Origin of the sequence: Teichococcus deserti (genome assembly GCF_001982615.1) — a bacterium.
GTDB lineage: Bacteria > Pseudomonadota > Alphaproteobacteria > Acetobacterales > Acetobacteraceae > Pseudoroseomonas > Pseudoroseomonas deserti.
In genome coordinates, this window is the sequence record NZ_MLCO01000069.1 from 22,450 (window position 1) to 34,857 (window position 12,408).

At 56.3% G+C, this 12,408-nt stretch carries 13 protein-coding genes; 10 read left to right on the forward strand and 3 right to left on the reverse strand.

Going from position 1 to position 12,408, the window contains the following annotated elements:
• Positions 1-39: 39 nt before the first annotated feature.
• Both BKE38_RS08815 and BKE38_RS31365 read left to right on the forward strand, forming a co-directional pair.
• The gene (locus BKE38_RS08815) at positions 40-396 is read left to right on the forward strand and encodes a hypothetical protein (RefSeq protein ID WP_076956952.1); all 357 of its coding nucleotides are present in this window, start codon (positions 40-42) and stop codon (positions 394-396) included.
• 548 nt (positions 397-944) lie between these two features.
• Positions 945-1,265: a hypothetical protein gene (locus BKE38_RS31365; RefSeq protein WP_131829530.1), complete on the forward strand. Its 321-nt coding sequence runs from the start codon at positions 945-947 to the stop codon at positions 1,263-1,265.
• Between the two features lie 204 nt (positions 1,266-1,469).
• On the opposite strand, the gene BKE38_RS08825 is transcribed toward BKE38_RS31365, so the two are convergent.
• Positions 1,470-1,655, reverse strand: a complete 186-nt coding sequence (locus BKE38_RS08825) for a hypothetical protein (RefSeq protein ID WP_076956954.1) — start codon at positions 1,653-1,655, stop codon at positions 1,470-1,472.
• A gap of 210 nt (positions 1,656-1,865) precedes the next feature.
• On the opposite strand from BKE38_RS08825, the gene BKE38_RS31370 reads away from it, so the two are divergent.
• Positions 1,866-2,795 carry a hypothetical protein gene (locus tag BKE38_RS31370; protein WP_131829531.1) on the forward strand — a complete coding sequence of 310 codons (930 nt, stop codon included), beginning with the start codon at positions 1,866-1,868 and terminating at the stop codon, positions 2,793-2,795.
• 18 nt (positions 2,796-2,813) lie between these two features.
• Here the strand turns inward: BKE38_RS31370 and BKE38_RS31375 are convergent, their stop codons facing one another.
• Positions 2,814-3,494 carry a hypothetical protein gene (locus BKE38_RS31375; protein WP_207553533.1) on the reverse strand — a complete coding sequence of 227 codons (681 nt, stop codon included), beginning with the start codon at positions 3,492-3,494 and terminating at the stop codon, positions 2,814-2,816.
• A gap of 88 nt (positions 3,495-3,582) precedes the next feature.
• Here BKE38_RS31375 and BKE38_RS31380 point away from each other — a divergent pair, with 88 nt between their 5' ends.
• From BKE38_RS31380 to BKE38_RS31390, 4 genes are all read left to right on the forward strand, one after another.
• Positions 3,583-4,005, forward strand: a complete 423-nt coding sequence (locus BKE38_RS31380; protein WP_131829533.1) for an NAD synthetase — start codon at positions 3,583-3,585, stop codon at positions 4,003-4,005.
• A gap of 759 nt (positions 4,006-4,764) precedes the next feature.
• A complete protein-coding gene (locus tag BKE38_RS08830) occupies positions 4,765-5,103 on the forward strand; it encodes a hypothetical protein (protein ID WP_131829534.1) in 339 nt (112 codons plus the stop codon).
• Positions 5,104-5,162: 59 nt separating this feature from the next.
• On the forward strand, positions 5,163-6,857 hold the full coding sequence (locus BKE38_RS31385; RefSeq protein ID WP_131829535.1) for a hypothetical protein: 1,695 nt from the start codon (positions 5,163-5,165) through the stop codon (positions 6,855-6,857).
• A 113-nt stretch (positions 6,858-6,970) separates the two neighbouring features.
• Positions 6,971-7,369, forward strand: coding sequence for a hypothetical protein (locus tag BKE38_RS31390; protein ID WP_131829536.1), 399 nt, complete (start codon positions 6,971-6,973; stop codon positions 7,367-7,369).
• Between the two features lie 263 nt (positions 7,370-7,632).
• Here the strand turns inward: BKE38_RS31390 and BKE38_RS08840 are convergent, their stop codons facing one another.
• Entirely contained in the window at positions 7,633-8,376 is a 744-nt protein-coding gene (locus BKE38_RS08840; protein WP_106409168.1) for a recombinase family protein, read from the reverse strand.
• Between the two features lie 427 nt (positions 8,377-8,803).
• Here BKE38_RS08840 and terL point away from each other — a divergent pair, with 427 nt between their 5' ends.
• The 3 genes from terL (at position 8,804) to BKE38_RS08855 (ending at position 12,402) form a co-directional block, all read left to right on the forward strand.
• Positions 8,804-10,309, forward strand: coding sequence for a phage terminase large subunit (terL, locus tag BKE38_RS08845; RefSeq protein ID WP_076956958.1), 1,506 nt, complete (start codon positions 8,804-8,806; stop codon positions 10,307-10,309).
• A gap of 126 nt (positions 10,310-10,435) precedes the next feature.
• Positions 10,436-11,788, forward strand: coding sequence for a phage portal protein (locus BKE38_RS08850; RefSeq protein ID WP_083747401.1), 1,353 nt, complete (start codon positions 10,436-10,438; stop codon positions 11,786-11,788).
• 47 nt (positions 11,789-11,835) lie between these two features.
• Positions 11,836-12,402: a phage scaffolding protein gene (locus tag BKE38_RS08855; RefSeq protein ID WP_076956960.1), complete on the forward strand. Its 567-nt coding sequence runs from the start codon at positions 11,836-11,838 to the stop codon at positions 12,400-12,402.
• The last annotated feature ends 6 nt before the right edge of the window (positions 12,403-12,408 follow it).

The following is a 12,408-nucleotide window of genomic DNA, read 5'->3' on the forward strand; positions in this document are numbered from 1 at the left end:
ACAACATGCTCTGAGGAACACCAACCCTCGGAGTTCCACATGAAGGCCGTTGCCCTAGCTCTTGCCCTTGCCTGCTCCCTAGCTGCCCAGCCTAGCCAGGCCGCGCCCACAACCCTCGACACATCCAAGCCCGTCTACACCTCCGGCTTGGTGTTCATCTGCCCCAACCGTGCTGACCTCGTGCGGGTGACAACGCTGATCGCGCAGGACCGAGACGTGCCGGATATATACAATCGGAAATGCGCCACCCTCGTTGGCGTCGAGGGCATGCAGGTGACCGTGATGGAATACCTCCCACGCATTGGTCCAGTGCCTATCGTCTCCGGGCACCTACTGATGCCGAACGGCGGCATCAGTGGGCTTGTCCACATTCCGGCTTGGATGCTGAAAAACTGACAGTCCCGCCGCTCTGTAGCTCACTGCGCCTCTATCCTTCGATCAGCAGAACTCATCCACAAGCCGGAACCGGCTTCAGGTCTCGTCACACGACCTAGCCACGGAATGTCAAAAAACTTTTAATGGTCTAGTCTAAGCCTCTTCCCAAACACAATCGATACGAGTTATCATCCAAATTCTTCTTGCATCGGTGATCTTATGCGGCGGAATTGGTGTTTGGGGTCGGCACTCTTCGGCGTGCTTAGTTTTGCAAGTTCAGGACATGCTGAGTGTTTGGGTGAGCCGCCCTACCGTGTCTGCTCCTACAGCTACACGGCGCCTAATGGCGACATCAGCATTCGCTCTTCGGACAGCATGGGCAATAGCTATTCCGTCGATACGACCACGCGCCGCCTGCCCGGCAACGGGACGGAGATCCGATCGAGTGACAGCATGGGTAACAGCTACTCGGTGCGGTCGTGGACAGATGCACAGGGAACTCACTCGGTGGACAGCATGGGAAACCGCTGCACGATCACCCCGCGCGGCGTGATGATCGGATGTGGACAATGAGGATCGTTCTGCTCGCCCTGTTTGGCACACAGCTGGCGATCTGCCCTGTGCGAGCCAGCCCACAAAGCTTCGTCGCTGAGATGGACGAGTTGAAAATTTCCGCTCTGTCTTGCCAGGCGGAGATTGCTGCCAACGGGCGCGCAGGATCAGCATGTTCGTATATGCAGGATTCTATGCAACGCGTGTATCGCGGCGGCGACGTACAGACCTACATGCGGGCTCGGATGGCAGCCGGCGATCTAAACGAGGCGACCGGGCCCTCCTTCATGTCGGCCTTCTCGGAAGTCCTGAAGGCATTGAAGCTTCAGACACCTTAAAAGTAGTTGGTTGAGCAAAGGTCCCAGCCGTCTGGGATGAAACCTTCGCTTTTGTCAGCGACGTCTTGATCACCCATCAGTCGGCGGAGGACCTTCAAACCGTAAGGTCCTCCGGACGCCGACCAACGCTCTTAGGGCATCTGCACGCCCGGTGCCCCTCTCCTGCAGGGGCTTGCCGTTCCATCGCCTTCCGCACATCGGCCGTTAGAGGCTCTTGTTGATCTCCTGGACTGCACGGGCGAAGACGTAGGGGATGATGGCACAGGCCGCGGCGATAGCGGCTGCAGCCGCTTCCTGCGGGGCGCTTTTTGCGCCGAAGATAGCCATCAGCAGCCAAAAGCCGCCAATAAGCGCACCGATGATTGTCAGAACGTAGAAGAACTTGACCATGCCAAACGCACTCCCTGCCGTCGATCAATGCGAAGGAGGAATAACCCAATTGGCTGAGCATGGATAGACGTCTAACTACGAAGGCGCAATTGCCTGCTGATGCTTAGCTCCTCGGGAGGCAACCCGTTGCCGCAACGACCTGACCACTCTACATCAGAGGCAATAGTTATCGCGCGACAGCCCGACGTTCCTCGCTGATAGAGGCATAAAATGGACCGAAAACGAGTCAAGTTTACTATCGAGGTGAGTGGTTCGCCGCGAACCATTGCCGTGGTGGATCAGGTTATCGACGGTACGTCGCCAGGTGACCTCAGGGTTTTCGTCAAGCACGGTCGAGACTCGCTTGAACCGCCGACAGCCTCTGGGCTCATTCAGCGACGCGGCATTAAGAGCCAGAAATTCTCAGTCCATCAATCCAACGACAGTCCAAAAAGAATCAATCTCATCAAGAAAACTGAGTTTCAGCGACCTGAAGGCGGCGGTAAACCTAAGCCTGTTACAAGAGTCCACTACACGACGGCGCTCAAGCACCACAACATATTTGCTATTGTTACCACTCGCGCATCAGCCGATTTGACTGATGAACGCTACAACACATCAGCTGAGGATGCTCAGACGATATCGCTGGGTTCCTACTCCCCAGACGAAACCACTCTGTATTTCTCCATCCTCGTGAGTCGTCCAGGCCGAAAGTTTGTGCGGAACAAAGAATGCGAGTTTTTTCAAGAACGGCAACTGGCTTTTGAGAGGTTCCATGTGACGTTCATTTGGTGTTTTGTTCCCGGCAAATCTCCGCCGTTCAGTGTCCCTGCAGAAATAGAAACCCAAGCTCCTGAATTTCCGGAGGGTCATGCGAACTTTAGGGAGGCTGACATGGATACGGGTGTAAGCGAGCGGCGTTTTCCAAAGCTCTTCACGCACATTGCTGAACGCGCCCGTGACATACAGATGCACCTCCTGGTGGAGGCTGGTCTCCTCACTCCTAACGAGGCTAAGGGCTGTATGCTCTTCCCTTACATTCCAACTTCGGACATTGGTTCGCCCCTGGCAAGGAAGCTGTTTCGCAAACGTTTCGCCACGTTGAAGCGCAAGGGCTTAATATCCCCGATTTACGCCAACTATCTCCTGAACCCCGAATAGCTCAAGTGCTGGGACCACTTATTGCCGTGGTGGCAGCCAAAGCCTGCGGGCTGCCTCGCGCCAGGCACTGAGTCGCGCCCTTGCGCCAGCCGCTCCCTTCTTTACCTTGGGCCAACGCTCCCTTAACCAAATCTCAATGCTGTACCGCCCGTACTCAGTCCGGTTCCACATTGCTCTCATTTTGAGCCAAAGCCTTCTGCGGTAGCTCCATAACGTGAGGTATTCTCCGCACGCCTCGGCCAACGCATATTTCGAATGAGCTGCCGCTGTAGCAGCTTTTCGATGCTCGTACTCTGCTTTCTTCAATGAACCATAATCATCCCAAATGTTGTCAAGGTAATTCGCACTCATGGTCGAATAAAGAAGCAACGCGCTCTGTAATTCAAGGCAGCGCGCCTGAACGTCGGGGCCGAAAAGAAAGCAAACTTCGAGCTTTGCTTGATGGAAATCCTCTTTGACGATGTCCACTGAACTGCGTTGCGATATCGCCGCTTCGTACTGATCCGCAAGCTGCATGATCTTGCGGTAAGCCGCAAAGCGCTTCTCAAAGTAGTCCAGGCGGTTTTTGCGGAATTGACTGTACCCTACGAAGGCACCAACACCTAACGTCATCAGAGCTGTTATGCTCGTAGGCGCCAGCCAAGATGACTTCTCGTCCCTGGCCTGTCGGTGATCCTCGGGTAGAGCTTTCTTCAACACCTACCGCTTCCCTCCAGGTCGTTGCCACTGTGCTAGGGGAAGCTCAAGCCGAACGCCAGGGGAAGCTGGCGCACCTGGTAAGTAGGCGATGACACAATGGATCATCGCCCCCGGAATTAACCCTGCCGACTTTGCCGGCTTCGTCTACCTCATTACCGCACCCAGCGGCCGCCGCTACATCGGCCGGAAATACCTTGAAAGCCGCCGTCGCAGGAACGTCAAGACCAAGCCGGGTGCCAAGAGTGCCAGGAAGACGCAGGTCGTCAGGGCACAGAGCGACTGGCAGACCTACTGGGGAAGCTGCGCAGAGCTGCTCGCGGAAATTGCTCTCCTCGGGGAAGATAAGTTTACCCGCGAGATCCTCCATTGGTGCCGCACTAGGGGAGAGACGAATTATCGAGAGGCAGAGGAACAATTTTCCCGCCGGGTGCTAACAGCCCGCCTGCCCAATGGCAGCCGCGCCTATTTCAACGGCAACATCCTCTGTAAGTTCTACGCGCCCGACGCTTGAGCCTAGCTGCTGCGTAAATATGGGCATGACCCCAAGTGAACCCTCCCCCAGTTTCCCACCCGAGCTAATCGCCTACGGGCGAGGCAAGGTGCCAGTTGTCCATTGGCGCTACAAAGCAGCGAAGCGACGCGAGCTAGCCGCGGACTATAGCGCCCTCAGAACCCTGCTGGATGCCCGCCAGCACCAGGCGCCGCTAGCTGCACCCCAGAGCCCCCAGGCCGCCTATAAGGCTCCTCCTGTGTCCCCTCTACCAAAGGACGATAGCGCGGAGACAACTGCCTTGCTGATCTAGCTGGAGTGCAAGCCACCCGTCGCGCCTGTCGAGGATCCACTTCGCAAGCGACCGTCGAACGCCTGCATCAAATGTCCCGGTCCACCACCGAAGAAGGTGACGTACAACGGCCTTACCATGACGTGTTCGGAGTGGAGCAACAAACTGGGCATCCCAGTTGCGCGCCTTCAGCAGCGGCTCAAAAAGGGCATGCCTCTAAGCCGGGTATTCGACCGAGCCGTAGCACCTAGCTCGCCGCTCCCACCGATTGAATGTCACGGAAAGCAGCTAAGCCGCGCGGGCTGGGGGAAACACCTAGGCATGGGTGCATCTCGGCTCAACGCCCGCCTCGCACGCATAGACCTTCCCCTGGAACTGCGTCTCAGCCACCATCCGCTTCCAAAGCCGCTTACTGGTCGGAAACCAAAACGGCCAGATGCCGAATGACCACCATTGCTAACCTGCGTCATCCCCTTGGGAGCCAGCTGATGCCCCTCACCGCTGAGCAACAAGCCAGCCTCCAGAGAGAACACTCGGAGGAGCTCGAACAGGCAGAAGCCCTGCTCTTCGAGATGGACGCGGCAGCACTAAGGTTCGTCAACATCCCAAGCTTCACTGACCGCAAGGATGTCATGGCCTGGTACATCAACGAGGTGAGCGTTGGAACGATGATCTCAACGCTGAGCGTGCTGAACCACTACAAGAGCAGAGCAGAGCCAGACGAGCGCGCATCACTAGTAGTGGTGATCCCCTTCTACGAACACATGGTCAATGCGAAGCAGCTTGAGGCTGAGATGCAGGAGATCGGGCGTAGGCCGCATTTGTAACAGACCCTCTAGGCCTAGGCACCAGCAATGGCTATCCTGCTGCCAGGTGGAGGACGGCTATGGCGAAGGCTTTTCGGTACCAGCGCTATCTGGACGACAAGGGCGTTACTCCAACCGAGTTCAGCAGACTAACTGTTACCGAGAAGCTGCCCTATGTGGAGTGGTGGCTGAACAGCCATTTCGACAAATACGACCCCGGCTACGATGACACATCCATGGTCTTATCCGGGGGAACGCCGATAGGCGTCGGAAGACTTTCAGGAGCTCCAAAGCCCGCGGGCAATCCGATAGATCCCAAAGAAGCTGTAGCGCTCTTCCCCGAGTGGCTAACACGGTCTGAGATCGCCGAGATTGCGATGGTGCTCACATCAGAGGGTCGTGCCAACACGCAATGGTTCGAGCGACCCTCCATACCCCTGCCCGCGATCAGGCATCAATCTGGAATTCGGAAGCTCAAACGAGTAGAGCGCAACATCGAAACGTACAACCGGCCAGCCGGGAAAACCTTTGGGCAGTTAAGTGTTGCTCGAAAGCTGGCGTTCATGGACACGTGGCTGAACCGGCACTTTACTAAGTCAGAAGCAGTGATCGCCCGTCAAGGCGATGAGATGGACTCTACAGAGAACCTCTACCGCCAACCCATGCAGCGGGACGGTGAGCCGTTCTCGCCCGGAGGGTCAGGCCTCAACACACCCGATCTTCTAAGGTCCTACTTTCCGTTTCGAATCACGGATGATGAGCTGGCCGAAGCGGTAAATCAGTTTGGCTTCACGTCATGGGAAGGCGACCTCCTTCGAACCATGGAGGCGAGGTGGCACCTTCGCCCCGAATACAGCTTTGAGAATTTGAAGAATGCTAGGGCTAAGCAAACCAAGGCTAGGAGCGAGCCAGCTTATCGCGTTTACCGCGACGACGATGACACGACAGGCAAGACACTCAATCAGCTCAAGAGGATGAGCCGCGACGCCGTCGAGCCCTATCTTGTCCACTGGTTTTACCAAAACTACGAAGACCCTGTTCACAGCCTGCCGTACATTGGCAGCGAAGGCGGATACCAGTGGATTAACGGCGAGCCAGCAGACGCCGCTGAGGTACTTCAGGGCCACTTCGGCGATCACGTTGATTATAGAATCGTCAATGCCATTGCAAACCGGATTGAGGCGAAGAGCGGAACCGTTAAATGGTCTAGGATCGACGATGGATCTGGTTACGAGGCCCGAGACTTTGGAGATGAAACAGCATCTCGCAATGAAGCTTTCATACGCTCTATCTTCAACGATGACACCCTTGATAGTCTCATCGCTTACGTCCAGAACTCTCCGAGCGCATTCATTCCCTCGAACGAAGAGCTACTAGCGCGGGAAGAGCTTAGGACAGCAGCTAGCCGTCTGAGCGGTGCAATTCGACTGGAGCGCCGCAGTAACCCGCTTATAGGTCATAACAGTGGATCTCTGACGGATGACCTAGAGCATGCCCAGGCAACTCTCGAGATCTCAGTTCAGGTTGAGAGGGAGTTGTCGGCGCCGCAACCCGATGTCGGTCGTATCGCTAAACTTTTGGCTGCAGCCAAGCTTTGTGGCCGCTGGATATTCGGAAAGGTCGACAAGTACGCGGACAACTTCGCAGCAGAAGCAGGAAAGAACTCCGCAAGGGTCTTCGTAGGCGGGGCAACTGTGTACGCAGCGACGTGGGTGCCTGAGCTGGCCAACCTCCTGCAGAAGGCAGCGCCCTGGCTAGCGACGCTCATCAAGTAGAATAGCCAATCTCAACTGCGCCTACTGGGAGACTGAAGCTTCAGCCAACCTGGCGTAGCTCCGCTAGTTCCTGTGTCGCCTTAAATACGAGGCACAGACATCAGGAGGTTGCGATGGCGAACAAGAACCCTGCGCTTAAGGGACGGCGACGAGGTCAGCTCAACAAGAGCACCATCGAAAAGGAACAGGCCGTTGTACGGCTGCAAGATTGGCTGATCGCATCGGGTCAGGCCAAAGCATCCGACTTCGATCCGTGCGACAGCCTGACTTGGATGGAAGTGATGTCGCGCGATAATCGCCTCCCCATGCAGGAGCGCCGTGAGTTCGCTAAGTCCGTAGCTCCGTACCGCTACGCTCGCAAGAACGCCATTCAGGTTGATCCGCATGAGGATGAACACGACATTGTAGGCATGTCCGATGCAGAGCTAGAACAGCTCAAGCACGAAGCAGCTGGCATCGTGCGGAACATCATCGAGCATGACGGGTCAGAGAACGTCGCTGAGGGCAATTAAGCCCCTGAGAGCTAGCTGTGCAGCACCTAGGCCCTAGAACCCGCTAGCGACCCCTTGTAGGCCCTCACAGACCCTGCCTGAACAGCGAGAGGGTCTTAGCAGCGATGACAATCTCATCATCTGTCCACTCGCACGGCGGCTTTGTACCCATGGGCGAGTTGCGGAGCATGTCTCGCACAGCGCCAAGCGTTGAAGCAGCTACGGTTTGTTCTCCTGCTAGCCTTTGCTTGAGCAGAATAGCTCGCAACGAAGGCATCGTGTTGTCAATTAGCATTGCAGATCTTCATCACTGTGTTGAGGGCAATGGAGTAAGCAAACTTCTGCTGCACAGAGCAAATGGTTTTTCTGTAGCTGATGCCCTGTGCCTTCAGATCCAACACATGAGCAACAATCTGCTGCTGCTCATCGTCCCGCACCAGTAGCCCTTCAGCATCAACGGCAAAGCCAAACGGCACTTTTCCCCCAAGGTATTTGCCACGGGCGCGTTGATCGGCCTTGGTAGTGGACACTCGCTCGCTAATCCGATCGCGTTCGCTTTCGGCAAACACGGCGAGGAGCTGCATCATCATCTTTGCATTGGGATTGTTGATAACGTCGCCGCCGAAGTCGATTACATCCAGCGAGATCCCCTGCTTCTTGAACAGCTTAATGGTGTTGAGCGCGTCAGCTGCGTCGCGAAACATGCGGTCGAGCTTTGCAGCTACAACCACGTCGCCCTTCCTGAGAAGCCCGCTGAGCACCCTTCCCTGCGGGCGGCTAGCCAGGGGTACCGAACCGGACACACCGGCCTCAGTGAACACCTCAGGGTCCTCTAGACCCTGCATCATGCAGTAGCCGCGCACTTGCCGCTGCTGCACCTCGAGGCTCTCACCCTCCGCTACCTGCTGCTGCGTTGAGACCCTTGTGTAGCCATAAACTGTCATGTGCTGCTCTCGTGCTGCGTTGCGCTGCTGCTCACGCTGCTGTCGCACATGACAAAGAGCAAGCGTATTGTCTGGCGTGTACATGCAAATACGACAGGAGCATAAGAAGTGTGTGGTTTAAACGATAGTATCGCAAGATGAACACACCACAGCACGGCAATTTTTCTGACAATCATCCAAGTCTTTTGTTGATCCTCTGCCTCACGATGCTATCATGATGATGCAACGGAGGAGTAGACGAAGCAGACCAAACCATTCCAAGGACAGGCTTCGAACGCCGCGGGCACTACCCCTGTTAGGATCGCACCAAAGGGGCTGCAACTAAGGCCGCTCAAAAATTTCTGGTATCTGTACCAAGCCCCCTGGCAATCGCCTCGGGGCTTTTGTCATGCCTGTTGTGCTGCACAGCTAAGTACGGTTGCCCTACATCCGTAGGAGCGACAGCCAAGGCTGTTCCAGGACAAGGGAGCTAATCCCCAAGAACGAGTGGCGCTGGCCACCGCAAACTGCAATGACTCAACTACCCGCGCTCACGCAGGAGCAGCGCAAAGCACTCCTGCTGCTCAAGAAGATTGATGCCGAAAAGGCCAATCGCGAAGCCACCTCCTCCTTCCACAAGTGGTGCGAGCATCTTTGCCGTACCTTGGAGCTTGGTTCTCCGCAGCCTTTCCATCGCATCATCATCGACGCGCTACAGCAGATCGTAGATGGCGACCTTCTGTATCTCATGATTTCTATGCCGCCTGGCTACGGAAAATCCAAATACGTTAATGAGTTCTTCATCCCCTACTGGATGATGATGCGGCCACGCAGCAAAACTATCGTCGCAACCAACGCAGAGAACCTCGCACTCAGCTTCTCGCGTCAGATCCGATCGCACATCTTAGAGCAGAACAAGCTTCTCGGCTTTAGCCTCGAAACAACCAACGTCAGAGAATGGACGACAACCAATCACTGCGAGTATCTGACCCGTGGTGCTGGCTCAGCGATCAACGGCCGTCGTGGCGATCTGCTGATTGTCGATGACCCTTACGCCGACAACGACGCTGCGCAGAAGGCAGAGACAAGAGAGAAGATTTGGGACTGGTACACAGGCTCTTGGATCAGCCGAAACAACGGCAACAAGACCGCCATGATCGTGGTAGCCACGCGCTTCCACGAGGAAGATCTAAACGGCCAGCTGCTGAAGCACGAGGGACACACCGGCCAAATATGGGACGAGGCAACATCCAACTGGCGTGATGCCGAACTCGAGGAGCCAGGCATCCGGGGCAAGTGGCGCTACATCAGCCTGCCAGCCATTGCCGAGGAAAACGACCCTGTTGGCCGCCAGCCCGGCGAAGCACTTTGGCCCGGCAAACACACCCTCGCTGATCTAGCCGCCATCCGAAAGCTCAAGCCACGGGATTTCATCTCCACCTTCCAGCAGAAGCCTGCTCCCGAGGATGGTTGGATCTTCGACGCAAAGAAGATCAAGACACATCCACACGCTGCTCTGCCCCCAGTGGTTACCCGCATCCGAGCATGGGACTTAGCAGCAAGCCTACGCGGCGACTGGACGGTTGGTGTGCTCATGGGTCGCACGGAAACCAATGACACGGTGATCCTCGATGTCGTGCGCTTTCGTGGCAAGCCAGACGAGGTGCGCAGTCGTATTATCCAGGTCGCTGAGCAGGACGGCACGGCCGTGCCAATCTCCATCCCACAGGATCCAGGTCAGGCAGGAGCAAGTCAGGCGCAGGACTATGCTCGTGCGCTTGCGGGCTATCGCCTCAACCAGACACGAGACACAGGCGACAAGGAAACGCGAGCAAAGCCGTTTGCCAGCCAGGTCAACATGGGCAACGTCTGGATGCTCAAGGCGGAATGGAACGACGCGCTGATCGAGGAGCTAGCTGTGTTTCCATCCGGTCGCCATGACGACCAGGTTGACGCACTCAGCAGAGCTTTCAACGACCTCATGGAGCAAAAGAACAAGCCGCCAGTGTGGCGCAGGTTCAATCTCATGGGCCGCTAAATACCTTGACCCGCGTCCTTCACACCGTTTCGAGGTATCACATTGGATTGGCAAGAACTTAGAGGCAAGCTCCACCGAGATGCTGACTTACCCGAACGCGCATTTCGTCTAGACGCGCTAACTCGCGTGCTCAACAACCAGCACTACGAGCATCTAACCTACAGCTTTTCGGAAGAGTATGCGGGCAACGAGTACATTCCCCTGTCTATGCGCCGCCCATCAACGCCAAGCAACCTCTGCCGCGTTGTGGTCGATGACAGCGTGGGCTTTCTCTTCGCTGACAACCACTTCCCAACTATTCAGGGTAAAGACGCTGCTGCAACAGCCGTCATGGCTGCCATTGTGCGCGATACCAACCTGCAGGAGCGAATGATCGACGCCGCTACACGCGGTGCTGTTGGCTCTGTTGCCCTGCATCTGCGCGTTATCGAGAACCAGCTGCTCATCGACGTGCTGCCAACCACGCACCTTACACCCGAGTGGGATGCCTTTCGTAGAAATCCAAAGAAGGTCACGGAGAAGATGAAGGTGGAGCCGCAGGAGCTAATCGCCCTCGGCTATGACGTGGACCCGAAAAGGGGCCGCCACTGGTTCATGCGCGTTTGGGATGCAAACGAAGAGACATGGTATCTGCCGTGGCCGGTAAGCGATGAGAAAGCAAAGCCTGTTCGCGATGACAACCGTTCAGTTGTTCACGCTCTTGGCTTCTGTCCCATCCACTGGATCAAGAACCTGCCTGGCGGTGACGACTTTGAAGGGCCTTGCACCTTCGAGGCGATGATCTCCACGGTGATCGAGTACGATTACCTATACAGTCAGGGTGGCAGAGCACTGCGCTACGCAGCAGATCCCAAGCTGATCCTGAAGACCGATTCCACGACGCCTGCCGTTATCGGCGGTGCAGCCAATGCGCTGGAACTGAGCAAAGACAGCGACGCGAAATACCTCGAACTCGATGGCAGTGCGCAGAGCACGATGCTCGAGTGGCTTCGCGAGCTACGGAACCTGGCGCTAGAGAGCACACACGGTTTTCGCGCATCCAGCGACAAGATGACAATGCCACAATCGGGAAAGGCCATGGAGCTGCTCTACAAAGCAACCATCAGCCTCGCATCCCGAATGCGTATCAGCTACGGCCAGTGTGGCATCCTTTCGCTGATGCAGATGATTGCCAGGGCCGCCGAGCGCACGCCCAAGGGCATCCTTGTGGACAATAAATACCTCAACAAGATTGACGTTGATGGTCTGCATCTGAACTGGCCAAACTGGTTCGAAGCAACAGCCGCTGACACCGCACAGATGGCTCAGGCAATCCACATCCTGACCACTGGACGTGTTCTCAGCCGTGAGACGGCAATCAACAACCTCGCACCGATCTTCGACATCGCAGACACGAGCGAGGAGCTAAAGAGGATTGAAAAAGATCCTCAACCCGAAGCGGGCTCCGCAACAGCGGAACCCAAGACACCTGCCATTTAAGTGGCGACCAAGCAGCCCAAAGAGGTTGCACGAAATAGGACAGACAAATGTTCAACCCACACCTCAATCGAATTGCGTTCTCAGCACCCGACACTCAGGGCTCTGGCTCAATCCAAGACAATGCGGCGGAGGATTTCCCCTCTGATGAGCAGGACAGCCTAGATACCAGCGAGCGTCATCGCGATGGAGAGATCAAGGCTCTCAAGCGCGACCTCTTCAAGAGGGCCGAGAAGACCAGGCATCTGGAGCAGAAGCTTGCAGCAGCAGAGGCAATGTTCTCCCAACATGCCACCAAGCTGGAAGCCCGCACCATCCGTGCAGAAGTCAAGGCACTGGCCATCAAGGCCGGAATGCATGACCTAGACGGACTCAAGTTGGCCGACTTTTCCTCGATCAAGCTGAACGACGAGGGCGAGGTTGTCGGCGCACAGGAAGTTATCGAAAGCCTCAAGGCTTCCAAGGGCTACCTGTTCGAAGACGCGACTGCTCTTGCAACCACCACACATGTTGGTCCTGCACCCAAGGGCGCTGCGCCTGCTCCAAAGCACGCACGTGACATGAGCGACGAAGAGTTCAAGGCCGCCGTAGAGCGCCTCAAGGACACTGGTCGCTAATCAACG